The organism is Streptomyces sp. AC602_WCS936 (assembly GCF_019049125.1).
Lineage (GTDB): Bacteria > Actinomycetota > Actinomycetes > Streptomycetales > Streptomycetaceae > Streptomyces.
This window is the reverse complement of record NZ_JAGMUF010000054.1, coordinates 245,369-270,706: the sequence shown is the minus strand read 5'-3', so window position 1 is coordinate 270,706 and position 25,338 is coordinate 245,369. Positions and strand designations below refer to the sequence as shown.

Annotated in this window: 24 protein-coding genes; 9 read left to right on the top strand and 15 right to left on the bottom strand. The window is 74.2% G+C overall.

The window, feature by feature from the left end; all coding sequences use genetic code 11:
- Nucleotides 1-19: 19 nt before the first annotated feature.
- Nucleotides 20-946, bottom strand: a complete 927-nt coding sequence (locus KUM03_RS18565) for a DMT family transporter (RefSeq protein ID WP_217250232.1) — start codon at nt 944-946, stop codon at nt 20-22.
- Between the two features lie 43 nt (nt 947-989).
- Entirely contained in the window at nt 990-1,844 is an 855-nt protein-coding gene (locus KUM03_RS18560) for an SDR family oxidoreductase (protein WP_217250230.1), read from the bottom strand.
- A gap of 252 nt (nt 1,845-2,096) precedes the next feature.
- Here KUM03_RS18560 and KUM03_RS18555 point away from each other — a divergent pair, with 252 nt between their 5' ends.
- From KUM03_RS18555 to KUM03_RS18545, 3 genes are all read left to right on the top strand, one after another.
- A complete protein-coding gene (locus KUM03_RS18555; protein ID WP_217250603.1) occupies nt 2,097-3,215 on the top strand; it encodes a galactosyldiacylglycerol synthase in 1,119 nt (372 codons plus the stop codon).
- 100 nt (nt 3,216-3,315) lie between these two features.
- Nucleotides 3,316-3,726 carry a DUF2267 domain-containing protein gene (locus tag KUM03_RS18550; RefSeq protein WP_217250228.1) on the top strand — a complete coding sequence of 137 codons (411 nt, stop codon included), beginning with the start codon at nt 3,316-3,318 and terminating at the stop codon, nt 3,724-3,726.
- On the top strand, nt 3,713-4,204 hold the full coding sequence (locus KUM03_RS18545; RefSeq protein WP_217250226.1) for a DUF1360 domain-containing protein: 492 nt from the start codon (nt 3,713-3,715) through the stop codon (nt 4,202-4,204). Before KUM03_RS18550 ends, KUM03_RS18545 begins: the two co-directional genes overlap by 14 nt.
- A 51-nt stretch (nt 4,205-4,255) precedes the next feature.
- Here the strand turns inward: KUM03_RS18545 and KUM03_RS18540 are convergent, their stop codons facing one another.
- Entirely contained in the window at nt 4,256-4,654 is a 399-nt protein-coding gene (locus KUM03_RS18540) for a DUF5997 family protein (protein ID WP_217250224.1), read from the bottom strand.
- Between the two features lie 58 nt (nt 4,655-4,712).
- On the opposite strand from KUM03_RS18540, the gene KUM03_RS18535 reads away from it, so the two are divergent.
- Nucleotides 4,713-5,510 (top strand): LysR substrate-binding domain-containing protein, encoded by a 798-nt coding sequence (locus KUM03_RS18535; RefSeq protein WP_217250222.1) that lies wholly within the window; start codon nt 4,713-4,715, stop codon nt 5,508-5,510.
- 24 nt (nt 5,511-5,534) lie between these two features.
- Here the strand turns inward: KUM03_RS18535 and KUM03_RS18530 are convergent, their stop codons facing one another.
- The 4 genes from KUM03_RS18530 to KUM03_RS18515 form a co-directional block, all read right to left on the bottom strand.
- A complete protein-coding gene (locus tag KUM03_RS18530) occupies nt 5,535-6,275 on the bottom strand; it encodes a DUF4142 domain-containing protein (protein ID WP_217250220.1) in 741 nt (246 codons plus the stop codon).
- 114 nt (nt 6,276-6,389) lie between these two features.
- The gene (locus KUM03_RS18525; RefSeq protein WP_217250218.1) at nt 6,390-9,227 is read right to left on the bottom strand and encodes a beta-L-arabinofuranosidase domain-containing protein; all 2,838 of its coding nucleotides are present in this window, start codon (nt 9,225-9,227) and stop codon (nt 6,390-6,392) included.
- Between the two features lie 137 nt (nt 9,228-9,364).
- The gene (locus KUM03_RS18520; protein WP_217250216.1) at nt 9,365-10,060 is read right to left on the bottom strand and encodes an HAD family phosphatase; all 696 of its coding nucleotides are present in this window, start codon (nt 10,058-10,060) and stop codon (nt 9,365-9,367) included.
- A gap of 20 nt (nt 10,061-10,080) precedes the next feature.
- The gene (locus KUM03_RS18515) at nt 10,081-10,557 is read right to left on the bottom strand and encodes an Lrp/AsnC family transcriptional regulator (RefSeq protein WP_217250214.1); all 477 of its coding nucleotides are present in this window, start codon (nt 10,555-10,557) and stop codon (nt 10,081-10,083) included.
- 207 nt (nt 10,558-10,764) lie between these two features.
- On the opposite strand from KUM03_RS18515, the gene KUM03_RS18510 reads away from it, so the two are divergent.
- Both KUM03_RS18510 and KUM03_RS18505 read left to right on the top strand, forming a co-directional pair.
- Complete coding sequence (locus KUM03_RS18510) at nt 10,765-12,255, top strand: FUSC family protein (RefSeq protein WP_217250212.1); 1,491 nt, start codon at nt 10,765-10,767, stop codon at nt 12,253-12,255.
- Nucleotides 12,256-12,423: 168 nt separating this feature from the next.
- Nucleotides 12,424-13,458 carry a lactonase family protein gene (locus KUM03_RS18505; RefSeq protein ID WP_217250209.1) on the top strand — a complete coding sequence of 345 codons (1,035 nt, stop codon included), beginning with the start codon at nt 12,424-12,426 and terminating at the stop codon, nt 13,456-13,458.
- A gap of 637 nt (nt 13,459-14,095) precedes the next feature.
- Here KUM03_RS18505 and KUM03_RS18500 read toward each other — a convergent pair.
- The 5 genes from KUM03_RS18500 to KUM03_RS18480 all read right to left on the bottom strand — a co-directional run bounded on the left by KUM03_RS18500 (nt 14,096) and on the right by KUM03_RS18480 (nt 19,810).
- Entirely contained in the window at nt 14,096-15,019 is a 924-nt protein-coding gene (locus KUM03_RS18500; RefSeq protein ID WP_217250207.1) for a sirohydrochlorin chelatase, read from the bottom strand.
- 138 nt (nt 15,020-15,157) lie between these two features.
- Nucleotides 15,158-16,147, bottom strand: a complete 990-nt coding sequence (locus KUM03_RS18495) for a BadF/BadG/BcrA/BcrD ATPase family protein (protein ID WP_217250205.1) — start codon at nt 16,145-16,147, stop codon at nt 15,158-15,160.
- Entirely contained in the window at nt 16,144-16,821 is a 678-nt protein-coding gene (locus KUM03_RS18490; RefSeq protein ID WP_217250203.1) for a uracil-DNA glycosylase, read from the bottom strand. Before KUM03_RS18490 ends, KUM03_RS18495 begins: the two co-directional genes overlap by 4 nt.
- Nucleotides 16,822-16,891: 70 nt before the next feature.
- Nucleotides 16,892-18,046: a sialidase family protein gene (locus tag KUM03_RS18485; protein WP_217250201.1), complete on the bottom strand. Its 1,155-nt coding sequence runs from the start codon at nt 18,044-18,046 to the stop codon at nt 16,892-16,894.
- 81 nt (nt 18,047-18,127) lie between these two features.
- A complete protein-coding gene (locus KUM03_RS18480; protein WP_217250199.1) occupies nt 18,128-19,810 on the bottom strand; it encodes an acyl-CoA dehydrogenase family protein in 1,683 nt (560 codons plus the stop codon).
- Nucleotides 19,811-19,940: 130 nt separating this feature from the next.
- Between KUM03_RS18480 and KUM03_RS18475 the strand changes: the two genes are divergently transcribed.
- Complete coding sequence (locus KUM03_RS18475) at nt 19,941-20,693, top strand: PaaX family transcriptional regulator C-terminal domain-containing protein (RefSeq protein ID WP_217250602.1); 753 nt, start codon at nt 19,941-19,943, stop codon at nt 20,691-20,693.
- Here the strand turns inward: KUM03_RS18475 and KUM03_RS18470 are convergent.
- Both KUM03_RS18470 and KUM03_RS18465 read right to left on the bottom strand, forming a co-directional pair.
- On the bottom strand, nt 20,680-21,483 hold the full coding sequence (locus tag KUM03_RS18470) for a pectate lyase (protein WP_217250197.1): 804 nt from the start codon (nt 21,481-21,483) through the stop codon (nt 20,680-20,682). The two genes, KUM03_RS18475 and KUM03_RS18470, sit on opposite strands and share 14 nt — an antisense overlap.
- 200 nt (nt 21,484-21,683) lie before the next feature.
- Nucleotides 21,684-22,763, bottom strand: a complete 1,080-nt coding sequence (locus tag KUM03_RS18465) for an NADH:flavin oxidoreductase/NADH oxidase (RefSeq protein WP_217250195.1) — start codon at nt 22,761-22,763, stop codon at nt 21,684-21,686.
- 153 nt (nt 22,764-22,916) lie between these two features.
- Here KUM03_RS18465 and KUM03_RS18460 point away from each other — a divergent pair, with 153 nt between their 5' ends.
- Nucleotides 22,917-23,279, top strand: a complete 363-nt coding sequence (locus tag KUM03_RS18460) for a helix-turn-helix transcriptional regulator (protein ID WP_217250193.1) — start codon at nt 22,917-22,919, stop codon at nt 23,277-23,279.
- A 16-nt stretch (nt 23,280-23,295) separates the two neighbouring features.
- Here KUM03_RS18460 and KUM03_RS18455 read toward each other — a convergent pair whose 3' ends face one another.
- Complete coding sequence (locus tag KUM03_RS18455) at nt 23,296-24,648, bottom strand: FAD-dependent oxidoreductase (RefSeq protein ID WP_217250192.1); 1,353 nt, start codon at nt 24,646-24,648, stop codon at nt 23,296-23,298.
- A 220-nt stretch (nt 24,649-24,868) separates the two neighbouring features.
- Between KUM03_RS18455 and KUM03_RS18450 the strand changes: the two genes are divergently transcribed.
- Nucleotides 24,869-25,324: a DUF6214 family protein gene (locus KUM03_RS18450; protein WP_217250190.1), complete on the top strand. Its 456-nt coding sequence runs from the start codon at nt 24,869-24,871 to the stop codon at nt 25,322-25,324.
- Nucleotides 25,325-25,338: the final 14 nt, after the last annotated feature.

Here is a 25,338-nt window from a genome sequence, read left to right as displayed (position 1 = left end):
TGGTCGGTGACGTCCCCGTTCACGCGTCCCGCCGCTCCTGCCCCCGCCGACCCGACCCGGGCCCGTCCCGCGCCGCCGGCGCCGTGTCCCAGGCGCCGTGCACCGACGGAGCCCGCGCCAGCCCCACGCTGCCGAGGCCGATCAGCGCGACGCCGACCAGCTCAGGCAGCGCCCTCACCCCGAGCGCGATCTCCTCGCCGAACAGCGCCCAGCCCAGGGCGACGCTGGTCAGCGCGTCGCCCAGGGTCAGCGCCGGCTGGGACGCCGCGAGGGTCCCCGCCCGCAAGGCGCTCTGCAGCAGCAGGAAGCTGATCACGCCGACCACGCCCGTGGCGTACACCGGCCACTGGGTCAGCACCGCGCCCACCCCTTGCGGAAGCCGCCCGGTGACCTCCTTCAGCAGTGCCGCCGTACCGCCGAACGCCACGGCCGACGCCGACCCGAACAGCGCGGCCCGGGGCGCGCCCCGCACCAGACTGCCGACCGAGGCCAGGGCCGTCACCGCGACGAACAGTGCCAGGCCCGCCCAGCCCCACCGGCCGGAGTCGGCGGTGTCATGGCCGGCCGACGGCGCGGCCGCGCCCAGGAACAGGGCGAGGCCCACGGCCAGCGCCACGAACGCCAGCCAGGTCCGCGGGTCGGGACGCCGGTGGAAGACCAGACTGCCGACCATCAGGGTGAACAGCAGCTCACTCGCCATCAGCGGCTGCACGACCGCCAGACTGCCCACCGCCAGCGCGGCCCCCTGGAGCACCGTCGTCAGCGCCAGCAGCAGCGCCCCGCCCACCCAGTACCGGTCACGGACCAGCCGCAGCAGCGAGTGCACCACCGTGTGCCGGGCGCCCGCCCGGCCCTCGTCCTGTGCCGCCGCCCGGCGCTGCAGCACCGACGCCGCCGCGTTGGACAACGCCGCGAACAGGGCCAGGACGACGGTGAGGGCACTCACCGCCGCGCACTCCCGCTCATCCGGAACCGATCCTCACCGCACGTCATCCGAACCGTGCGGCCAGCCGCCGGTACAGCCCCGGTGCCGCGCCCCGCACCCGGCACGGCAGCCGCAGCCAGCCGGGCACGTACACCTCGTCCCGGCCCCGCACCACCGCCGTCCGCACCGCCTCCGCCACCCGTTCGGGCGGCACCGGACGCGGCCGGGACCGCCGGTAGGGAGTGCCCCGGCGCTCGAAGAACGGAGTGTCGACCACACCGGGCACCACATGAGTCACCCCCACACCGGTGCCCCGGAGCTCGTACCGCAGGGCGTCCGCGAAGCCGCCGATCGCGGCCTTGGCGGCCGAGTACACGGCCTCGTCGCGCACCGCCACACTGCCCGCCAGCGACCCGATGAGCACCACCCGCCCCGACCCCGCCGCCACCATGCCCGGCAGCACCAGCCGCACCAGCCGCAGCGTGGCGGGCACGTTGACGGCGAGCACCTCGTCGATGGCGTGCACGGGCATGTCCAGGAACTCTCCGGCCCAGCCGATCCCGGCACCGGCCACCAGCAGGTCCACCGGCCCCACCGTGGCCAGCGTGAAGTCGGCGAGCTGCCGGTCCGCGCCGGGCAGGGTGAGATCCGCGGCGAAGGCGGTCGCCGAGGCGTCCTCGGCGACCTCGCGCAGCCGCGACGGGTCACGCCCGCTGAGCACCAGCCGCCAGCCGCCCTCGTCGCTCAGCCGGCGTGCGACGGCCGCGCCGATGCCGGAGGACGCGCCCGTCACGAGAGCCGTGCGCGTCCGAGGCCCCCGCCCGCCGACGGGCTCCCGCCGGGGCCTGGCGCGGTCCGCGTCGGGCGCGACGACCTGCTCTCCGGCAACCGGCCGGGAGCGGGAGAACGCATGGGCCATGAGGACCACCTTGGCTCGGGGCGGACGCCTGAGCCCGGCCGGCCGAGCTGTCGGGCTCGGCTGTCCGGCCGGTCGGGCGGTCACGGAGTATCCCTGGTGGTGCGCCCGAAACACCCGCTTATGTCATGGTTTGGAACATGCCGGGTGGGCAACTGGAGCGCCGTGCCTGCCCACCGTTCGTCACAGCCCCGCCGGCCCGCGTCCCCGCGCCCGCCGCGGAGAGGCGGACGGGTGCTGGTGGTCAGCGCGAGCATGGGCGCCGGGCACGACACGGTCGCCGCGGAACTGGTCCGCCGGGCCCGGGAGCGCGGCGGCGACGCCTGGGTCGTCGACGTCCTCGCGTTGCTTCCGTACGGCCTGGGCACCGCGCTGCGGCACTTCTACCGCGGGTCGGTGCGCCACTTCCCCTGGGCGTACGCCGCCCTCTACCGCTTCTTCCTGCGCCCCGGCAGCGGACGCCGCCCCGGCGGGACGCCCCTGGCCCGGCTCGCCGCCGGGAGGCTGCGCGAGCTGGCCGAACGCTCGGGCGCGGAGGTGGTCGTCCCCGTCTTCCACCTCGGCGCCCAGCTCACCGGCCACCTCCGCGCCCGAGGGCTGCTGTCCGTGCCCAGCGTCGTCCTTGTCATCGACTTCGCGGTCCACCGGCAGTGGCTCCACCCCGGCAACGACCACTGCCTGTGCCTGACGGAGGACGCGGCGCGCGAGGTGCGGGAGAGCACCGGCACCCTCGCGGAGACGTGCGGTCCCGTCGTCGCTCCGGAGTTCTTCGCCGACGCTCCCGGCGCGGACGGGTGGCGTGAGCGCTTCGACCGGCTCGCGCCCGGGCGGCCCGCCGTGGTGCTCTCCGCGGGCGCCTGGGGAGTGGGTTCGCGCCTGGACGCCACCGTCCGGCTCCTGGCGGGGACCGGGTTCCTGCCGGTCGTGCTCTGCGGGGACAACGAGCGGCTGCGCCGCGACCTGTCCGGCGCACCCGGCGTGCTCGCGCTGGGCTGGGTGACGGACATGCCCGGCCTGCTGCGCGCGGCGCGCGCCCTGGTGGACAACGCCGCCGGCCAGACCGCCGTGCAGGCGCTCGCCGCCGGGCTGCCGGTCGTCGGGCACCGTCCGATCCCCGGGCACGGCGCGGACGGGGTCCGGCGGATGGCCGCGCTGGGCGTGTCGGAGGTCGCCGACGACGACACCGCGCTGCTCGGCGCACTGCGCCGGCTCACCGCCCCCGGCCCGGCCCGGCGGCAGCGGATCGCCGCCGGACAGGCGCTGTTCACGAACGACGCCCTGACCCGGATACTCGCCGATGCCGATGCCGATGCCGATGCCGATGCCGATGCCGATGCCGATGCCGATGCCGACGCCGAACGCGCCCGGCCGTGAAGGCCCCGCGGGGAGAACCCGGCCGCGAGCGCGCACCCGTTTCCCCGTCCCGTCGCGGGGCACCCGGCCGACGGCGAGAACCGGCCGAGGAGGCGACGCCGTGCGGCTCGACGAATTCCTGACCCTGGTCCGCGACCGCGGCGAATACCACAGCGAGGACGAAGCCGAGCAGGTCAGTACGGCGGTCCTGTGGGTGATCGCCTCCCGCATCGGGCCGGAGGAGGCCGCGAGCCTGGCCTCCGACCTGCCCGCACCCCTGGACGACGCACTGCGCCTGGAACGCGGGCGTCCGGAGACGTTCGGCCGCGAGGAGTTCCTCCGGCGCGTGGCCCAGCAGACCGGCGCCCGGCCCCGCACCGCGGAATGGGACGCGGGCGCCGTGCTCTCCACCCTCGGCGAAGCGGTGCCCGGCGACCGAGTCGAGCACCTCCTCGCCCAACTGCCCGAGGACTGTGCCGACCTCTTCGGCCGAAGGGGCGGCCCCGAAGGAGGTACCCATGACGGACGGTGAACAGCGCTACGACGGCGGGGAGGACACCCCGCTCGGGGGATACGCGGCTCTCGCGACGACCTTCGCGGCCGGGGCCGGGGTGTTCGCCGTGACCGCGTGGCGCCGCGGGCTGCGACTGCCCGACACCGTCCCCGCCTGGGACGTGGCCATGCTGGGGGCCGCGACGTTCAAGACGTCCCGGCTGCTGACCAAGGACAAGGTCACCAGCTTCCTGCGGGCGCCGTTCACCCGGCGCGAGCGCGAGGGCGAGGCCAGCGAGGTGATGGACGCCCCGCGCGGCAAGGGTCTGCGGCGTGCCGTCGGCGACCTGGTCTCCTGCCCGTTCTGCACGTCCACCTGGGTGGCCGGGGGGCTGGTCGGCACCTACGCCGTCGCGCCCAGGGCCGCCCGGCTGGTGGCCGCCGGCCTGAGCGCCGTCGTGGTGTCGGACTGGCTGCAGTACGCGTGGAGCGTGACGGAGCAGAAGGCCGAGGGATGAGCGCCGAGGGATGAGCGGGGGCGAACGGGGCTGATCCGGCGCGGCGGCCGGTCAGTCCCGCGCGGCCCGCTCCGCGCGCTCGGCGTGCAGCTTCTTCACCCGGGCCGCCTCCTTGCGCACGTCGGCCTGGACGGCGCGCTCCCGCTCCAGCCACTCCGGGCGCTCCTCCTTGAGCGCCTCGATCTGCTCGGTGGTGAGCGGCTCCGTCACCCCGCCGCGGTGCAGCCCGGCGATGGAGACGCCCAGCTTGGCCGCCACCACCGGTCGCGGGTGCGGGCCGTCGCGCCGCAGGTCGCGCAGCCACGCGGGCGGGTCGGTCTGGAGTGCGTTCAGCTCGGCGCGCGTGACGACGCCCTCCCGGAACTCGGCGGGTGTGGCCTCAAGGTACACACCCAGCTTCTTCGCCGCGGTCGCGGGCTTCATGGTCTGGGTGTTCTGGTGCGACGTCATGGTGTCAAGGGTATCGAGCGTGTGAGCGGCCTTGGACCACGCCCGGTAACCTGGCCCGGTGACAGGCTCGGAAGAAACCCCCTCGTTCCGGCTGGCGTACGTCCCGGGGGTGACGCCCGACAAATGGGCGCGCATCTGGAACGAGCGGCTGCCCGACGTCCCGCTGGCCCTGACCCAGGTCCCCGCCGCCGAAGCGGGCGGCGTGCTGCTGGGCGGCGACGCCGACGCCGGGCTGGTGCGGCTGCCCGTCGACCGGACCGTCCTCAGCGCGATCCCGCTCTACACCGAGACCACGGTCGTGGTGATCCCGAAGGACCACCTCGTCACCGCGGCCGACGAGGTGACCGTCGAGGACCTGGCCGACGAGATCGTGCTGCACCCCCTGGACGACGTCCTCGGCTGGGAGCGGCCACCGGGCCGGCCCGCGTTCGAGCGCCCGGCCACCACCGCGGACGCCGTCGAGCTGGTCGCCGCCGGCATCGGCGTACTGCTCGTCCCCCTGTCGCTGGCCCGGCTGCACCACCGCAAGGACCTCACGTACCGGACGGTCACCGACGCCCCCGGGTCGAGCGTGGCGCTGTCCTGGCCCGAGGACGCGCACACGGACCGGGTGGAGGACTTCATCGGCATCGTCCGGGGCCGGACCGTCAACAGCACCCGGGGCCGGCAGCCCGCGCAGGCACCGCGGAAGGGAGACCGGGCGGACGCCGCCCCCGCGCGGCGCAAACCGGCGGCCGGGAAGCAGACCGGAGGTGCCCGACGCGGCACCGGCGGCAAGCCGGGAAGCGGCGGCGGGGGCGGCGGGAAGAGCGGCAGCGGCAAGGGCGCCAGGCGCGGCAGACCTCGCCGCGGCTGACGCTCCCGAAGGCCCGCCCCTGCCTCACCGGACCGTCGGACTCGGACTGGGCGCCGAGGTGTTGACCTCCAGTCCGGGCGGCGCGGTCAGGGAGACCACAGGCTCGCCCGGCTGCGGCGCCGGCGGAGTGAGCTGCGCCTTGGGCAGGTTCGGCGGGGCGGACTGCTGGAAGTTGACCTGGTCGAAGTTGACCAGGCCGGTCTTCTCCAGCACCGTGATGTGGTCCAGCACGGTGTCGTTGGCCTGGTCGGCCAGTTGCCGCACCAGGGAGTTCTTGGTGTTGGCGCGGATGTTGGCGATCGCCGGGAAGATCTGCCCGTGCGTGATGCGCATGATGTTCACCGCGGTGGTGTCGAACTGTCTGCCCGTGGTCCCGTCCACGGTCGACACGAACTGCTGCTGTTGCGGGGAGGCCAGGTTGGGCAGGGTGATGCCCAGCTCCGGCGCGATCCGGCGGCAGGTCGCGTCGAGCCGCGCGTGTCCCACGACCAGGTGCTCGCCGGCCTCCTTCATCTCCGGTGTCGACCCCCGCTCCATGGCCATCAGCCCCAGCGGGTGCTCCCACAGCCCCGCCGCCCGCACCTTCACCACGAAGTCCCGGTCGGCCTCGGTGAGCGGCCCGTACACGGTGTTGGTGATGATCCGGGCCTGGTCGCTGCCCGTGTTCTGCACCCCCAGCATGGTCGGGTAGGCGAGCGCGGTGAGGGTGAGGACCAGGGCACCGGCCGTGAAAGCGGCCCCTGCCGTGGTGCGCGTGATGCGCATCGTGCCTCCTGGAGCGAGGACAGGCTCGGACACCAGGAGATACGGACGCGGGCGGCGAACCGATCACTTCCCCGGGTAAAAACTCGGGGGAACTCGGGGCAGTGTCCGCCCGGTTCAGTCCGCGTACGACGCCTTCCGCGCCGTACGCACCACTTGCTCGCCCTCCTCCCGCCCGAGCAGCCCGCCGCGCACCCACGCGTCCACCGTCGCCCGCACGTGGGCCACCAGCGCGCCCTTGCCGCGGAACGGCGCCGCGGCCCAGACCTCGTCGAGCAGCGTGGTGCCGTCCGCCTTCGCGGGGTTGGCGACGCCCGAGTCGGTGCCGCCGAACACCACCCGGGGTTCCGAGCGCCGGAAGTACGCGTGCGTCGGATCCTCGGTCCCCTCGGCGAAGGGCGCCCACTCGGTGCCGTCCAGCGTGTAATGGAGCGGTTTGCCCGGCACGGGCGTGAGCGTGGGCAGCAGGTCGCCGGAGAGACCGGCGTCGCGGTACAGGCCGCACTCCAGGAGACCGGTGGACGGGTCGCGGGCGACCAGGTTGACCGGGCCGAGGAAAAGGGCCTGCAACGACGGGTCGTCCACCGCCTTCTCCACCCGCAGCCGGAAGGGCACCCGGACCCGCACGGTGTCGCCCCGCCGCCAGGTCCGGGACACGGTGAAGTAGCTGCCCGGCACCGAGGTCCCCGGCACGGCACGCCCGTTCACGGTGACCCGGAATCCGGCCGTGGCCCACGACGGCACCCGCAGCCGCAACGCGAACGAGGCGCTGCCGCCGCCGACGGTGAGGGTGCTGCCCTGCTCCCGGGGGTACTCCGTGGTCTGGGTGACGGTCACGCCCCGTTCGGCCCAGCTGAGCGTGGAGGGGCTGTAGAGGTTGACGTACAGGGCGCTGCCGTCGGCCGCCGCGAAGTACACCGAGTCCTGGTACTTGGTGGCGCTCTCCATCCCGGTGCCCTCGCAGCAGGTCGTGCCCTGCTTGGGCGTGTAGTCGCGCACATGACCGGGCGTCAGCCCGACGAAGTAGGTGACGAGCGGCTTCTCCGCGTCGGGCCGGTCCTGCTTGGAGCCGAGCACCTGGTTGTACAGCGCCCGCTCGTAGTAGTCCATGTACGCCGGGTCCTGGTCGTGGAAGAACAGCGTCCGGCTCAGCTTGAGCATGTTGTAGGCGCAGCAGCTCTCGGCGGTCGTGGCTCCGATGGTGCCCGCGATCACGTCCCGCGCCTTCCAGAACTCGCCGGCGCTGGTGCCGCCGATGGCGTACATGCGGTGCGGTACGACCATGCCCCAGAAGTTCCTCGCGGCGGTGAGGTAGCGCTCTTCGCCCGTCTCGTCGTACAGCCGCACCAGGCCGGTGAAGATCGGTATGTGCTGGTTGGCGTGGAGGCCGTCGAGGACGTCGGTGTCCGCGGCACAGGCGTCGATCAGCCGGTCGAGGTCGAAGAGCCGGGCCAGCGCGAGGTGCCGTGGGTTCCCGGTGACGGCGTGCAGATCGCAGATCGCCTCGACGATGCCGCCGAACTCACCGCTGGAGAAGATCCCCCACATCCGCTGCAGCGTGGCCGCCGGCAGCCCCGACAGCCGGGAGTACATCCAGTCGCACATCCCGGACGCGAGGTCCAGCGCCCGGTCGTCACCGGTGGCGAGGTGGGCGTCCAGCAGTCCCCGGAGGATCTTGTGCGCCGTGTAGTAGGGCGCCCAGACCCTCGTGTAGTCGCTGCCGGTCATCGACTCCAGTTCGATGAACTGCGTCTCCGGGTACGCCGCGAGGAACCCCGGGTGGCTGGGCCCGCCCCAGGTGCGGCGCAGGGTGGCCGTCAGACCACGGCCGGAGCGGTCCGCGAACGTGCCGCCGCCGGTCTCGTCGAAGGCGTACGACGCGAGGTCGCCCGGGCCCGCGGGGGAGTCGGCGGCGCGGACGTCCCGCAGCGCGGTGATCTCCTCGGCGCTCAGGGCGCGTGACCAGACGTCGAACTCCTCGAAGGCGCCCGCGAAGACGGGGTCGGCGGGGTAGTGCGAGCGGCCCAGCCAGTGGTGGGCGAGGGGGCCGAGGGCCGCCGGGGTCAGTGTCATGGCGGTGTTCCGCGCCACCGCGGTGCCGTCGACGTAGAGGGTGCCGGTGCCGTCCGCGAGGGTCACGGCGAGGTGGCTCCACTCGTCGAGGGGCAGCGCGGCCGTGCCGTCGAGGCCCTGCTCGCCCCCGGCGCCACCGTCCGTGATGGCGAAGCGCGGCACGCCGTCCGCGTTGCGGGCGACGAGGTAGAGGTAGCGGTGGGTGTCGTCGCCGAAGTCGAGGACGCGGGCCCAGTCGCCGTCGTGGGCGGGCTTCACCCAGGCCGACAGGGTGATCGCGGGGGTGTCGCCGAGGACGCCCGCGGGGAGGTCGACGTACTGGTAGGAGCCCCGGACGTTCTCGGCGGCGGCGCCGAAGCGGCCCCGCGTGCTCAGCACCGCCGGGTCGCCGCGCAGTGCCTCGCGTACCTCGGCCAGGGCGCCGACCATGGTGGCGATCCGCTCGGCGAAGACCTGCTCGCCGGTGCTGCGGTACGCCTGGGACAGCATGGTCAGGAAGTGGCCCGTGTAGTGACCGCGCAGGTTGCCGTTGGCCTCGCCGTCCAGCCCCTCCCAGCCGCCGGGGGCGACGGCACCGAGGGTGGACAGGCCGGCGTTGGCCCGGAAGACCTGGAGCAGCCGGTTCACGTCGTACCCGCGGGCGTGGTCCAGCATCAGCCGCCGTTTGTCGTTGAAGACACCCCGGCCGAGCGTCACGTCCTCGAGTCCGAACGGCCGCACGGACCAGGCCGCCGGTGCCGTGGGACCCGTGAGGGACGCGGCCGGGGCCGGTGCCTGGGAGCCGGCACCGGGCCGGCCGGTCGCCGCGTGCGAGAGCGCGGGGGAGCCGGCGGCGATCGCCGTGGCGAGCAGAAGGGTCCGTCGGGAGAGGGGCGCTGCCAATGTGCTCCTCGATTCTTGCGAGACGAATCGTTCGACACTGTTCGGTATGTCGAACGATGTTCGAAAGGTCGCCCAGAAGATAGACAGGAGGCTGAGGGGCGTCAACGCTACCGGCGAGTACCGGGCGGCGGATGCGGTCAGGCGGCCCGCACCGTCCGTACGAGCCACTCGTACGCCGCCCGCGCGGTGAACTCCGCCTGGCCGCCCCGCACCAGCAGCCCGGCGGTGGCGAACTCCGGGGCGTCCGCCTGCGCGGCGACGTACGGGATCGCGATGCAGCGCATCCCGGCCGCGTGCGCGGCGGCGGCCCCGGGTGCGGCGTCCTCCAGGACCACGCAGTCGGCCGGGTCCGCGCCGAGCCGGCGGGCCGCCTCCAGGAAGACGTCCGGGGCCGGCTTGCCCCGCGCGACCTCGTCGGCCGAGACGACCGTACCCAGCCGCGCGTCCAGCCCGGTGCGGGCCAGGATCGCCTCGATGGCCTCGGGCGACGACCCCGACGCCACCGCCAGCGGCACCCCCTCACCGGCCAGCAGCTCGACGAACTTCCGTATCTCGGGGTACGCGCGGGCGGACGTGCGGGCCAGCTCCAGATAGTGGCGGTTCTTGACGGCGAGGAGTTCCTCCACCGGGGCCCGCAGGCCGTAGCGCCGTGTCCAGTCGGTGACCGTCTCCTGGGTGCTGATGCCCACGTACTCCTCGTGCTCCGCCCAGGTGAAGTCGGCGACGCCGTACTCGGCGAGGGTCCGCCGGCCCGCCTCGTAGTAGTTCGGCTCGCTGTCCACGAGGGTTCCGTCGAGATCGAAGACGACCGAGATGCCGCCGAGAGCGCTCATGGGGTCCAGGATGCCAAGGGTCACTTCCGCGCCGAACGCCCGATCGACTCCACCAGGGGCAGCAGCCGATGCGGGACGCGCTCGCGCAGGGCCACCTCGGTGCGGGTGCGCACCACCGCGGGCAGGCTGATCAGCTTCTGGACCACGTCCTCCAGGTGCGCGTTGTCGCGGGCCACGACCCGGGTCAACAGGTCCCCGCCGCCGGTGGTGGAGAAGGCCTCGACGATCTCCGGTACGCCCGCCAGCGCCTCGCCCACATCGTCCAGGTGCCCCTGGGTGACCTCGATGTGCACGAACGCGAGCACCGGGTGGCCCAGGGCGGCGGGGGAGAGGGACGGTGCGGTACCGGTGATCACTCCGTCGCGCTCCAGCCGGTCCAGGCGGGCCTGGAGGGTCCCGCGGGCGACCCCGAGGACGCGCGCGTACTCGCGCACACTGGTGCGCGGCTGCTCCAGCAGCAGTCGCAGGATGCGGGTGTCCAGCTCGTCCACGGCCACGGCGTACGCGGCCTCCTTCGTCGGCCATTGGCTCGTTCGTGGCCGTAGGGGCGCCGTAACCACTGTACCAATGGCCCACTCCCGGGAACGCCTGTTGAGCCACTGGTGGAAGGGATGCTCCTATAGGAGTGTCGATGGCGCTGCGGACTCCGCGGCGCCTTTTTCATGCCAGTGACTCGGGGCCAGTGTGCGAGGGGGCGGTAATCAGTGCTGAAGAGGGTGTTCATGAGCCCGGACCCGGGACGGTCCAGGCTGCGGTTCGCCGCGCGGGCCGTCCTCGGCATCGGGCTGGCCGTCGTCGTCTGCGGCCTGGCCGGCACCTCCCTGGTGGGCGCGGTCATCGGCGGGCTCGCCGCGCTGCTCGCGCTGTTCACCGTCACCGACGCCAGCGTGCGCGGGCAGGCGGTCACCACCGCGCTGCTGCCGGTGGCCGGCCTGCCCGTGCTCACCGCCGCCGCCGCGCTGCACGACCACCCCGTGGCACGGGACCTCACCTTCCTCGCCGTCGTCGGCGCCGGTGTGTACGCCCGGCGCTGGGGCCCGCGCGGACACAGCCTCGGCGTGTTCGCCTTCATGACCTTCTTCATCGCGCAGTTCCTGCACGCGACCAGGGACCGGCTGCCCGAGATGTACGCCGCCGTCCTGCTCTCCGTGGCCACCGCCGCGGCGATGCGCTTCGGCCTGTGGTGCTACGAGCGCCGCCTGCCTCCGCCCGCCGCCCCCGCACCTCCCGCCGGTACCGGGCTCGCCCGCATCACCACCCGCCAGGCCGTCCAGGCCACCGCGGGCGCCGGCTTCGCCCTGGTCGTCGGCCAGCTGGTGTCCGACCAGCGCTGGTACTGGGCCGTCGGCGCCACCTGGTGGGTCTTCGTCAACACCACCTCGCGCGGCGAGACCCTGGTCCGCGGCTTCCGCCGGGTCCTCGGCACGGTCGTCGGCATCGGTCTCGGCTTCCTGATCGCCTTCCCGCTGGCCGGGTCCGCGGTGCCCACGGCCGTGCTCGCCGCCGGCTGCGTCTTCGGCATCTTCTACACCGCCGCGGTCTCCTACACCTGGATGATGCTCTGCGTCACCCTGCTCGCCGAGCTGCTCTACGGCCTGCTGGGCTTTCTCAGCCCCGGGCTGCTCGCCCTGCGGCTCGTCGAGACCGGCGTCGGGGCGCTCGGTGCCGCGCTGGCCGTGCTCTTCGTCCTCCCCGTCACCACGCACGCCGTGACGGACGCGTGGATTCAGCGCGCCCTGCGCTGCGTCCACGCCTGCACCGCCGAGGCCGCCGCCCGGCTCGCCGGGACCGAGGGCGCCGACCCCGCACCGCGCGTGGCCGAACTGGAGCAGTTGCTCGGCCGGGTACGGCTGTCCCTCGCCCCCCTCGTACACCCGCTGAACCCGATGCGCGGCCGCAAGCGCCGCGCCCGCCGCGTGCTCGCCCTGCTCGACGACTGCGCCCGGGAGATCCGCGGCCTGGTCGCCGTCGCCGCCGATCCGGAGGCCTCGCACGACGCACGGCTCGCCGCCGCCTGCTGGCGTGTCGAGAACGCGGTCGAGGCGCTCACCGGCGGCGGCTCCGTCCCCGCCCACGCGAACGGACCACGGGCCGCGGAACCCGCCCTTGCGCACCTCCACGGCCTGGAACACGCCCTGGCCGAACTCGCCGCGCCCCTGCGCGCCCCCTCGGGATCGCCGCTCGCCGGGACCTGAGCCGTCCGCCCCGCACCACCCGTTTGGTCTAGACCTCGTCTGATCGACTGCTACCGTCGCCCCGGGGCAGACGATCAGACGGCACGATCGTCCGGCACCCGGCGAGGCGCCGGACGGACGGCACGGGGCAGGACGGCACGAGGCGAGACGAGACGAGAGGGGCCACTGGTGACAGACGGCGAGATGCGGCGACGGCGGGCGTTCATCGGATCGTTCACGGCGGCCGGCGGGCCCGGCATCGTCACGGCGGTCGTCGCGCCCGCCACCGGTGCGCTGACGGTCCTGAGCGGCACGGACCGCCTGGCCGACCCCTCCTACCTCGCCCTCGCCCCCGACGGCGACACGCTCTACGCGGTCAGCGAGACGGCCGAGGGCGCGGTGGCCGCCTTCCACGTGACCGGGGACAAGCCCGAACCCGCCGGCCGCCCCGTGCCCGTCGGCGGCGACGGCCCCACCCACCTCAGCCTCTACGCCGGGCACGTGCTGACCGCCAACTACGGATCCGGCAGCGTCACCGCGGTGCCGGTCCGCCCCGACGGCACCCTCGCCCGGGCCGCGTCCGGCGTCCTGAAGCACACCGGCTCGGGCCCGCACGCCCAGCGCCAGCAGGGGCCCCACGCCCACCAGGTGCGGCCCGACCCGAGCGGGCGGTGGGCCGTCAGCGTGGACCTCGGCACCGACTCGGTGCGGGTCTGCACCCTGACGGACGGCGCCCCCACCGTGCACCGGGAAGTCGCGCTGCGTCCCGGTTCCGGCCCACGCCACCTGGCCTTCCACCCCGACGGCACCCGCGCCTACGTGGTCAACGAACTGGCGCCCACCGTCACCGTCTGCCGCTGGGAAGCCGCCGACGGCGTACTGCGGCCGCTCACCGAGGTGCCCGTGCTGCCCGGGGCCCCGGCCGGTGACGCCTACCCGTCCGGCATCGTCGTCTCGCCCGACGGCCGCTTCGTGTGGACCGCGACCCGGGGCGAGGACGTCCTGTCCGTCTTCGCGGTGGAGCCGGACGGACTGCGGCTGACCGCCACCGTGCCCTGCGGCGGGCACTGGCCGCGGGAGATCGCCGAGTCGGGCGGCTTCCTGTACGCGGCCAACGAACGCTCGGGCGACGTGACCTGGTTCGCCCTGGACCCCGAGACCGGGGTGCCCCGACGCGCCGGCTCCCTCGCGCTGCCGGCGGCGTCCTGCGTCGTCTTCGGCTGACGCGCGCCGGCGCGGCACGGGGTGAGTGGCCCGGACCGTCCGACGACGGTACGAGGGACCTGTGCCGCCCGCCCGGCGACGCTTCCTGCCGGGGCTCGCGGCTCTCGGGGGCCGGTCGGCTCCGCCGACGGCGCGGCTCGTCGCCCGTGTCGTCATGGCTGGTCGGCGGCGGCTCGTTGTTCCGCGGGTTCCGGCCGGGAGGCCCGGGTGCGGGTGCGTCTTGTCGCAGGCGAGGTCCGGGGCGGGTGTCGGTGGCGCGGCTGGTCGTCGGGTGTCGTCATGGCTGGTCGGCGGCGGCTCGTTGTTCCGCGGGTTCCGGCCGGGAGGCCCGGGTGCGGGTGCGTCTTGTCGCAGGCGAGGTCCGGGGCGGGTGTCGGTGGCGCGGCTGGTCGGCGGGTGCCGTCATGGCTGGTCGGCGGCGGCTCGTCGTTCCGTGTGCTCGTGGCCGGGTCGCCGGGCCCGTGCGCAACCTCGTGCCCGGCCCGGAGAGCTGCCTGCGGACGTCCGTGCAAGTCCCGCGCGTGCCGCACGGAGGCGGTCGCCCGCCGGACGGCGAAGGGCCCGCTCCGTCGCCGGAGCGGGCCCTTCGCCCTGCGTGTTCCAGTGCGTCCTGGGTGTCTCGCGCGCCGTGCGCGCGTCAGCGCACCGGCGTGCCCTGCGGCTGCTGCGGCGAGATGCCGAGCGCCGTCGTGTACTTGGCCAGCGTCAGCTTGCCGATCGCCGGGTAGGGGCCCAGCGGCTCGGCGGTGGAGCAGCCCGCCTCCTTGGCCGCCTCCTCCAGCAGGGACGCCTCGATCTCCGGGCCGATCAGGTACGGAGCGAGCGCCAGCTGCTGGGAGCCCGAGGAGCGCAGCTGCTCGGCCACGGACGCGATCGAGCCCTCTTCGTCCAGGGCCGCCGCCATCACCGGCACGGCGAGGCGCGCGGCGAGCAGCATGCCGGTGATCCCGGCCGCCTGCACGGCCTCGTCACCGCCCACGGAGGCGAGGATGATGCCGTCCGCGGCCGTCGCCACGGTGAACAGACGGGCGCGGTCGGCACGCGCCAGACCCGCCTCGGAGAGCCGCACGTGCAGCGCCTCGGCCAGCAGCGGGTGCGGGCCGAGCACATCGGTCAGCTCGGCCGCGATCTTGCTGTCCATCACGGCCTGGCGGATGCGGCGCAGCAGCGCGCCGTCCGGACCGGCGAGCAGCGGCACGACGACGGCGACGGGGCCCTCGGGCTCCTTCACCTCCAGGCCCGCGGCGACCGCCTGCTCGTAGCGGGCGGCGCGCTCCTCGGCGGCCCGCGCGAGGACGGCCGTCAGGGTGAGGAACTCCTCGTCGTCCCCGTCGAGCCAGCCGATCCGGGCGTCGAGGCCGGGAAGTTCGGAACGGGCGATGCTGATGACCTCGTCGGCGAGGCCCCGGGTGGCGCTACTGGGCGTCCCCGGAACCGCGAGGACGAGCGCCGGCGCGCCCTCGGGAGCCACCAGAGGTTCGGGACGGCGGTGCCGTCCGGGCTGGCGGGGGCGCGGCATTCGTACTGGCAGGCCGGACGCGGGCCCAGTGGGGGAGCTCATGGCGCCGCATGTTACTGGTTTCCTGGGTTTCCCTGTTCGGGGAGGGTGCAGGTGAGCGGTATCCGTCCGGTTTTGTCTGAAGAGTGATGTACGGATCGGCCGACATCGGCACGATTCACCTCGCCGGAGCACCGATTCTCAGCCGTCCGGGTCAGTCGTCACCCACAGCATTCTTTCGTCACTCGGAAGGGTGAACGAGCCGGTCGCGAGGTCGTTCGCGATCCGCACCGAGCCGTGCAGCGGATCACCTTCGGCCGCCGTCCGCCGCGCGTGCGGCAGCCGTTTCGCCAGCTCCTCCTCCAGCGGTACGACAAGGGGGTCGCCCAGCTTCAGCAGCCCACCGGTGACGGCGACCCGGGGCTCGCCCCCGGGTGGGCACACGGCTGCGGCCGAGTCGGCCATGTGCCGGGCGGCGGCCCGTAGGACGCCCGCGGCGACGGGGTCGCCGGCCGCGCACGCGGCCACCTCCGGCGCGAAGGAGGCGAGGACGGCGGGACGGTCGGTACGCGGATACACCTGGCCGGGCAGCCCCGTCACCGGCCCGAACCGCTCCTCGGCCCGGGCCAGCAGCGGCGCGGAGCCGCCCTCGCGCCCGTCGTGGGCGCGCAGCGCCGCCTCCAGGCCGGCCCGGCCGATCCAGGCGCCGCCGCCGCAGTCGCCCAGCAGGTGCCCCCAGCCGTCCGCGCGGCGCCAGCGGGTCAGGTCGGTGCCGGTCGCGATCAGGCCGGTGCCGGCGGCCACCACGGCGCCGGCCCGCGGCCCGAGGGCACCGACGTAGGCGGTGACGGCGTCCGCGACCAGCGCGACCGTCCGCACGCCCAGCTCGCGGGCCAGCGCACCCGGCAGCTCGGCGCGCAGCGCGTCGCCGAGGGTGGCCAGACCCGCGGCCCCGACGACGACGGTGCCGAGCCGGTCCACCCCGGCCTCCTCGCTCAGCGCCCTCGCCATGGGCAGCAGCTGCCCCAGCAGATGCCCGGGGTCGATGCCGCGGGCACCGGTGCGGACCGGCTCCCGCGACGCGCGCCGCCCGAGCACTCGCGGACCGTCCCCGTCGGCACCGGCCGTGCCGAGGACGACCCGCAGACCCGAGCCGCCCGAGTCCACGGCGAGGAAGCCGGCGCCGCTCACGGCAGGCGCCAGTCGACCGGCTGACCTCCCAGGCGGACCAGCAGGTCGTTGGCCCGGCTGAACGGACGGGAGCCGAAGAATCCCCGGTCGGCCGACATCGGGGACGGGTGCGCGGACTCCACCGAGGGCAGGTCGCCGAGCAGCGGGCGCAGATTGCGGGCGTCGCGGCCCCACAGGATGGACACCATCGGCTTGCCGCGCGCCGCCAGCGCCCGTATCGCCTGCTCGGTGACCTCCTCCCAGCCCTTGCCGCGGTGCGCGGCGGGCTTGCGCGGGGCCGTGGTGAGCGCCCTGTTGAGCAGCAGCACGCCCTGCCGGGTCCACGGGGTCAGGTCGCCGTTGGAGGGCTGCGGGAGGCCGAGGTCGGTGTTCAGCTCCCGGTAGATGTTGACGAGGCTGCCGGGCAGCGGACGCACCTCGGGCGCGACCGAGAACGACAGCCCCACCGCGTGTCCGGGGGTGGGATAGGGGTCCTGACCGACGATCAGGACCCGGACGTCGTCGAAGGGCTGCTGAAAGGCCCGCAGTACGTTCGCGCCGGCGGGGAGATAGGTGCGTCCGGCGGCGATCTCCGCGCGCAGGAACTCACCCATCGAGGTGATCCGCCCGGCGACGGGTTCCAGGGCGTTGGCCCAGCCGGCTTCGACGATCTCATGCAAGGGTCGTGGTGCCACGGGCGTCACCCTACTGCCGTACGGGTGACGCCGATCAACCGGTGGCCAAGGCCGGTCCCTCCGGTCCGGTTCATCCGACGACCGCGGCCCGCACGCACAGCACGTCCGGCAGGTGGGAGGCCAACTGCCGCCAGCTGTCGCCGTCGTCGTCCGACGCGAACACCTCGCCGTTGCGGTTGCCGAAGTAGACGCCGGCCCGTTCCGCGTCGTCGGTGGACAGCGCGTCGCGCAGCACCGTGCCGTAGTGGTCCTCCTGCGGCAGCCCCGACGAGAGCGGCTCCCAGCTCTTGCCCGCGTCGGCCGTGCGGTAGACCCGGCAGCGGCGGTCCGCCGGGACCCGGTCCGCGTCCGCGTTGATCGGGAACACGTACGCCGTGTCGCCGCGGTGCGGATGGGCCGCCACGGCGAAACCGAACGTGGACGGCAGCCCCTCGCCGATGTCCGTCCAGTGCGCGCCGGCGTCGTCGCTGCGGTACACACCCCAGTGGTTCTGCAGATACAGCCGGTCCGGCGCCGCCGCGTCCCGCGCGACCTTGTGCACGCACTGGCCGAACTCCGGGTTCGGGTCCGGCAGGAAGACCGCGGAGACACCGGAGTTCGACGGTGCCCAGCTCGCGCCGCCGTCCGTCGTGCGGAACACGCCGGCGGTCGAGACGGCGACCGTGACGGACTCGGGGTCCCGGGCGTCGGTGAGGACGGTGTGCAGCCCCTCGCCACCGCCACCCGGCACCCACTGCGACCGCGTGGGGTGCTCCCACAGGGGCCGGACCAGCTCGAAGCTCTCGCCCCGGTCCTCCGAGCGGTACAGCGCGGCCGGTTCCGTGCCCGCGTAGACCACGTCCGGTTCGGCGGCGGCCGGGTGCAGCTGCCACACCCGCTCCAGCGAAGCACCGGTCTCCTTGGGGAACTTGACGGCCGGCTGCGCCGGCTCCGTCCAGGTCCGCCCCAGGTCGTCGGAGTGGAACACCGACGGACCCCAGTGCGCGCTGTCGCCGCCGGCCAGCAGCCGCGGGCTCTCGCCGCGGGTGTCGAGGGCGACCGAGTAGACGGCCTGCGCGTTGAAGTAGGGACTCTCGTCGAACTCCCAGGTGCCACCCCGCCGGCGCCCGATGAACAGGCCCTTGCGGGTGCCCACGGCGAGCAGTACCTCGGTCATGCCGATCACCTCCGCGGCGTCCTCGTCGACGCCTTCGTCTCGGACACGGGCCAGTCTGCACCCCGGCACTGACAGTCACCTCTGGAAAGGGTGCCGCCGCAGGTCAGCGCGGTGATGCCGAGGTCCGCGGAGGGTGCGCGGTGCGGGCCGTCAGTCCCCTCCCGGCAGCGCCCGCGCCAGGATGCCGCCGAGGTCGGCCCCGGACGGCAGCGTGCCGAAGGCGTGCCCCCAGTCGCCGCCGAGCCGGCTCGCGCAGAACGCGTCGGCGACGGCGGGCGGGGCGTGCCGGACCAGGAGGGAGGCCTGGAGGGTGAGGGCCATCAGCTCCACCAGGCGGCGGGCACCCGTCTCGGACGCCTCGGCCAGCCCCGCCTCCAGCCGGGCCACGGCCGCGTCCAGCCGGGCGTCGGCCCCGCGGGCGAGGGCGAGTTCGTCGAAGAGGGCGTGCGCGGTGGCGGGGGAGCGGCCGAGCGCCCGCAGCACGTCGAGGGCGTTGACGTTCCCCGAGCCCTCCCAGATCGACAGCAGCGGCGCCTCGCGGTAGTGGCGGGGCATGCCCGACTCCTCCACGTAGCCGTTGCCGCCCAGGCACTCCAGGGCCTCCGCGGTGAACGCCGGTCCCCGCTTGGTCACCCAGTACTTGCCGACGGCGGTGGCGATCCGCCGGAACGCCGCCTCACCCGCGTCGCCGCGCACCGCCCGGTCCGCGGCGCCCGCCAGCCGCAGCGTGAGCGTCGTCGCCGCCTCCGACTCCAGCGCCAGGTCGGCCAGCACGTTGCGCATCAGCGGCTGGTCGACCAGCCGGGCACCGAAGGCGCTGCGGTGCCGTACGTGATGTCCGGCCTCGACGAGCGTCTTGCGCATCAGCGTCGCCGACGCCATGACGCAGTCCAGCCGGGTGCAGTTGACCATCTCGATGATCGTCTTGACGCCCTGCCCCTCCGGCCCGACCAGCCAGGCCACCGTCCCGTCGAACTCGGGCTCCGAGGAGGCGTTGGACCGGTTGCCGAGCTTGTCCTTCAGCCGCTGCACGCGGAAGGTGTTGCGGGTGCCGTCCGGCAGCACACGCGGCACCAGGAAGCACGACAGGCCGCCGGGGGCCTGGGCCAGCACCAGGAACACGTCGCTCATGGGCGCCGACGTGAACCACTTGTGCCCGCGCAGCGTGTAGATGCCGGACTCGGCGGTCGGGGTGGCCGCCGTGGTGTTGGTGCGGACGTCGGAGCCGCCCTGCTTCTCCGTCATCCCCATGCCGGCCAGCAGGCCGCGCTTCCCGGTCGGCGTGCGCAGCTCCGGCTCGTACTCCCGGCTGGTCAGCAGCGGCTCGTAGACCTTCGCCAGCTCCGGCTCGGCGCGCAGCGCGGGCACGGCGGCGTACGTCATCGACGTGGGGCACCCGTGCCCCGCCTCGGTGTGCCCCCAGACCAGTCCGCCGGCGGTCCGGGCGACGTGTGCGCCCGGCCGGTCGTCCGCCCAGGCGGAGCCGGCCAGCCCCTCGCCGACGGCCACCCGCATCAGGTGGTGCCAGCTCGGGTGGTACTCGACCTCGTCGATCCGGTTGCCGTACCGGTCGTGGGTGCGCAGCACGGGTTCGTGCCGGTTGGCCAGGTCGCCCCACTCCTGCGCCTGGGTGCTCCCGGCCCGCAGGCCGAGCCGCCGCAGCTCCTCCTCGGCCCACCCGGCGCCCTCCCGCCGCAGCCCCTCCAGCAGGGCCGTGTCCTCGCAGGCGTCATAGGGGGCCAGGGGAGGGGGCTGGTTGGTGACGTTGTGCGTGGCGTACCCCTCAGGGTGGCCCGCTGACTCCCCGTACGGGTCCTGCGCGAGTGTCGTCATGCCTCCGAGTGTTGCACTCTCGCTGCGATCGCAGCAACAGTGCAACACCGTGAACGCACGTAGAGTACGTGCTCATGTGGAGGGACGACCGGTACGTGCTCAGGGAAGCGTGCGACGCGTGCCGACGCACATGAACGAGCCCGTGTCCGCTGACGGACCCGCACTGCGGCCGCTGTCCGCGCGGTCGGTCGTCCTGAGCCTGCTCCTCGGGGCGCATCCGCCCGAGCTGCCGGCCCGGGACCTGGTGCGGCTGGTGGAGGGCTTCGGCGTCGGCGGGTCCACCGCGCGTGCCGCGCTCAGCCGGATGGCCGCCGCCGGTGACCTGCGGCGCACGGACACCGGCTACCGCCTCAGTGAGCGGCTGCTGGAACGCCAGCGGCGGCAGGACGAGGCCGTACGCCCGCACACGCGCGCGTGGGAGGGCGACTGGGAGATGGTCGTGGTCACCGCGACGGGACGCGGCGCGGCCGAACGCGCCGACCTGCGGGCCCGGCTGACCGCCCTGCGCCTGGCCGAGCTCCGGGAGGGCGTGTGGCTGCGCCCCGCCAATCTGTGCCGGCCGCTGCCCGCCGAACTGGACCGGGTGGCCGAGCGCCACGCCTCGCGCCCCGCCCGTCCGGCCCGCGACCTGGCGGCGGACCTGTGGCCGCTGGACGCCTGGTCCGCCACGGCCGGGGCGCTGCTCGACCGGGTCGGCCGGGCCCGGAGGCCGGCCGACCGGCTCACCGCCTTCGCGGCCGTTGTGCGCCATCTGCTCGCCGACCCGGTGCTACCCCCCGAACTCCTCCCGTCCGACTGGCCGGGAGGGGCCCTGCGGGAGGCCTACGCGCGGTACCAGCGGGAGCAGACCGGACAGGTCCACATGCGCATCACTGGTAGGTGATGTCCGACGACCCGTACTTGCAGTGGGTGCCGTCGGGGCCCGAGCCGTTCGAGTCCGGCTCGTCGCCGTCGTCGTTGCCTATGTACTTCTGGCACGGGACGATCTTCCGGTCGTCGTCCCCGACGACGGTGATGTCGCGCAGCGTGGCGCTGTCGCCGTAGTTGGTGTTGATGCCGGCGATCCGGCTGCCCTTCCAGCTCACCTCGATCGAGTCGAGGTTGATGGTCCGCTTGTACTGCGTCGAGCAGTTGCCGCAGGAGCGGACGAAGGTGCCGAAGTTCTTCACGGCGAAGTCCGACACGTTGAGCGTCCCGGCGCCGTTGAACTGGAAGACCTTGTCACTGGCCTCCTTCGCGCCGCCGCCGGTGACCGTGTAGACGTTCGACGACGAGGAGCCGCGGAAGGTCGCCGCGTCCTCGCCGACGTCCTCCCACCAGACGTTCTGCAGGGTGCAACTGCCCTTGCAGTGGATGCCGTCGGCGGCCGGGGCGCCGATGATCACGTTCTTGAGGACGGCGCCGGGAGCCAGTTCCAGGATCGGCCCCTGGTCCTCGTCCTGGCCGCCGGAGCCGAGGTCGCCGGTGCCGTAGAGGCGCTTCATCCCGTAGTCCTTGGTGCCGGAGACCGGGATGGTGGCGGAGACGCCCTCGCTGCCGTTGGGTGTCGGCCAGGTGGCGGCCTGCGCCGACGAGGCTCCGGTAGTCATGAGCATGCCAATCGAGAGTCCGAGCGCGGCCAGTGCGCCGGTCGCGGCGCGCCGCCGCCCGTGGGGGTGTGTCGCAGCAGTCATGTTCGGGTCCCTTCCGTCAGGGAGTGGGGGTGGAACGGAACATGTACGTGAACGCTGTGCGTGGTGCTGCTCGATGCCGCGTGGACGCGGTGGGGCAGGCGTGGGGCCTTGCCGACCACCGCGTCCGCAGCGGTCATGCTGATGAACGGACCGTAGAGGGTAAGCGCTTTCTGGTCAACGCTTCGCGCGTTGTTTCCGCCTCACACGGCCCACCCGTACTGGTCCGGCATCCGGACCGCGTCGCCCAGCTCCCGCGCCGCCTGCTGCGCCCACGAGGGCTCGCGCAGCAGCTCGCGGCCCAGCAGCACCGCGTCGGCCTCGCCGTTGGCCAGGACCTTCTCGGCCTGCTCGGCGTCGGTGATCAGGCCGACGGCGGCGACCGGCAGCGTGGTCCCGGTCTTGACGCGCTCGGCGAACGGCACCTGGTACCCAGGGCCGGTGGGGATCCTCACGCGCGGGGCGTTGCCGCCCGTGGAGACGTCGAGGAGGTCGATGCCGTGGGCCTGGAGGTCGCGGGCGAAGCGGACGGTGTCCTCGGGCGTCCAGCCGCCCTCCTCCAGCCAGTCGGTCGCCGAGATCCGGAAGAACAGCGGCTTGTCGTCCGGCCACACCGCTCGTACGGCGTCGACGACCTCGAGGGCGAAGCGGGTGCGGTTCTCGTACGAGCCGCCGTAGGCGTCGATGCGGTGGTTGGAGTGCGGCGACAGGAACTCGTGGATCAGGTATCCGTGGGCGCCGTGGATCTCGACGATCTCGAAACCGGCGGCGAGGGCCCGGCGAGCCGCGTCCGCGAACTGCCCGACGATCTCCTGGATCTGCGCGGAGGTCAGCTCGGTCGGCACCGGGTGGCGGTCGTCGAAGGCCAGCGCGCTCGGCGCCACCGGCTGCCAGCCGTGCGCGTCCGGGCCGACGGGTGCCCCGCCCTTCCAGGGCTGCGCGGTCGAGGCCTTGCGGCCCGCGTGGGCCAGCTGGATCGCCGGCACCGTCCCCTGTGAGCGCAGGAAGTCCGTGATCCGCCGGAAGGCCTCGGTCTGGGTGTCGTTCCACAGGCCCAGGTCCTGCGGGGAGATCCGGCCCTCGGGCGACACGCCGGTGGCCTCGACGACGATCAGCCCGGTGCCGCCGACCGCGCGGGCGCCGTAGTGCGCGAAGTGCCAGTCGCCCGGGACGCCCGCCATGGGACCCTCCGGCGCGGCGGAGTACTGGCACATCGGCGACATCCAGGCCCGGTTGGGAATCGTGGTGTCGCGCAGCTGGAGGGGCTGGAAGAGGGTGCTCATGGCGGGCTGCTCCCTTGGTCGGGACGGAAGGAACGGTCGTACGATAACCCTCGTAGTACGGCGGGTGTCAAACTACGATGCCTCTCGTACAATGAAGCCTCAGTCGGAGCCCCTGCCGGACAGCGGGCCCCTCCCGGACCAACTGGAGCCGCCGTGACCCCCGCCGCCCCCGCCGCCGGCACCCGCGACCTGCCCCACCCGGCACGCGACGACATCCGGCTGGAAGGAGTGCTGCACGCGCTCTCCGATCCGATGCGGCTGCGGATCGTGCGGGAACTCGCCGCGGACGGCGACGCGCTCCTCTCCTGCTCCCACTTCGTCCTGCCGGTGACGAAGTCCACGACCACGCACCACTTCCGGGTGCTGCGGGAGAGCGGGGTGATCCGGCAGACCTACCGGGGCACGGCCAAGATGAACGGCCTGCGCAGGGACGACCTGGACGCCCTCTTCCCGGGGCTGCTGGACGCCCTGCTGGCGGCGGCGGCCCGCCAGGCCGACCGCCTCGGCAGCGGCTGACGGCGCCCGCGAGGAGCTATCGGTCCGCCGCCCCGCGCGCCGCCGCCAGCAGCGACTCCCAGTCGGGCAGCTTCACGACGTGCCGCCCCAGTGCGGCGCCGAGTTCCGCCTCGGCCCGCTCGATGCCCCGCCAGCCGCTCCACTCGACCGGCTCGACGCCTTCGGCGCGCAACGGTCCGAGGGGGTCGTCCGTGGGGAGGTCCCGCCGTACGAGTGCGGGCGCGTCCGCCAGCAGGGACGTCACCGTCTCCTTCGCGCAGGGCCGGTTGGTGCCGATGACCCCCGTCGGACCCCGCTTGATCCAGCCGGCCACGTACTCGCCGGGAGCGACGGCACCCGCGCGCAGGACGCGCCCCGCCCGGTGCGGCACCGTGCCGCTCGCGGCGTCGAACGGCAGCCCTTCCAGCGGCACTCCGCGGTAGCCCACCGACCGCAGCACCAGCCCGGCCCCGATCTCCTCGTAGCGCCCGGTGCCGGTCACTCCGCCGCGCCCGTCCGGCCGGGTCCGCTCGAAGCGCACGGCGCCCACCCGGCCGTCGGCGCCCGCGGTCAGCTCCACCGGGCGCAGGAAGAAGCGCACACGGAGCCGGCGGGCGGCGTCCGGCGCGGGCCGGTCGGCCCAGCCCCGCAGCACCTCCACGTTGCGGCGCTGCGCGCCGGGCAGCCCCGAGGGGTCACGGAACGCCGGGTCCAGCGCCAGCTCGGCCGGCTCCACCAGCGCGGCCGTGTCCGGCAGGGCGCCCAGCTCGCGCAGCTCCTTGGTGGTGAAGCGGGCCTGCGAGGGCCCCCTGCGGCCCACCATGTGCACGTCGGCCACCCGGCCGGCGGCGAGCGCGTCCAGCGCGGCCTGCGGAACGTCGGTGCCGCGCAGCTCCGCCACCCCGCGCACCAGCATCCGCGCCACGTCGACGGCGACGTTGCCCACCCCGATCACCACCGCCGACCGCACACCGCACAGGAACCCGACGTCCACGGCGTCCGGATGGGCGCTGTACCAGGACACGAACTCGGTCGCCGACCAGCTGCCCGGCAGGTCCTCGCCGGGGATGCCCAGCCGCCGGTCGGCGGCGGCGCCCACGCAGTACACCACCGCGTGGTACAGCTCCCGCAGCCGGACGGTCGGCACTCCGCCGGGACCGACCGGGACCGCGCCGAGGAACCGCACCCGCTCGTGCTCCAGCACCGTACGCAGGGCGTTCTGCAGTGACTTGATCTTCTCGTGGTCGGGGGCCACGCCGTACCGCACCAGTCCGTACGGGCACGGCAGCCGGTCCAGGACGTCGACGCGCACCTCCTGGCCGAGCTGGACGAGGCTCTGCGCGGTGTAGCACCCGCTCGGTCCCGAGCCGACGACGGCGACACGCAGCACGGCGGAACTCCTTGTCCAGGGCGGAGTCGGGTCGCTGGGCCTCCAGCATCCCACCGCCCTCGCTGCGCTGACAGGGTGCTGCGCCCGGTGAACGGCGCGTCTTCCGCGCGTGTTCCGTTCGTATGGAATGTGATCATTCGGTTACGTTCTGCGTATGCTCGACGCATCCTTCGTTGATCGTTCTCTTCAGCTTTCCGATCGCTGTCCGGACGACGGCGAGATGTCCGTGCGGCAGGCCTGGGTGGTGCGCGAGGGAGCCACCGCCGCCGCGTGGTTCGACGTCCGGCTCACCTTCGCGGACGGCGCGCGGTTGGAGGCGCTCGCCGTGCTGTCCGGTCAGGGGGTGCGGGTCGAGGACGTGCGGGCCCGGCCACCGCTGTCCCTCGACGACCTGGCCGTCCTCGCCGAGTGGCTGGAGAGTCCGCTGTTCGACGCCTGCGTGCCGGACGGTTCGGGAACCGCGTCGCCCGGTTCGCGGCGCGCCCGTCCCGCCTGGCCGGGCGGCAGGGAGGAGCGCCGGCTCGTCGCGCGGGAGTACCGGGCGGCCCGGGAGGAGGGCGGCGACCCGGTCCTCGCGGTGATGCGCGCGACCGGGCACGGCCGGCGCAGGTCGCTCAGGCTGATCGGCCAGGCCCGCGACGACGGCTTCCTGGCCCCGCGCCGCGCCCGTCGCTGACCGACCGCCGACGG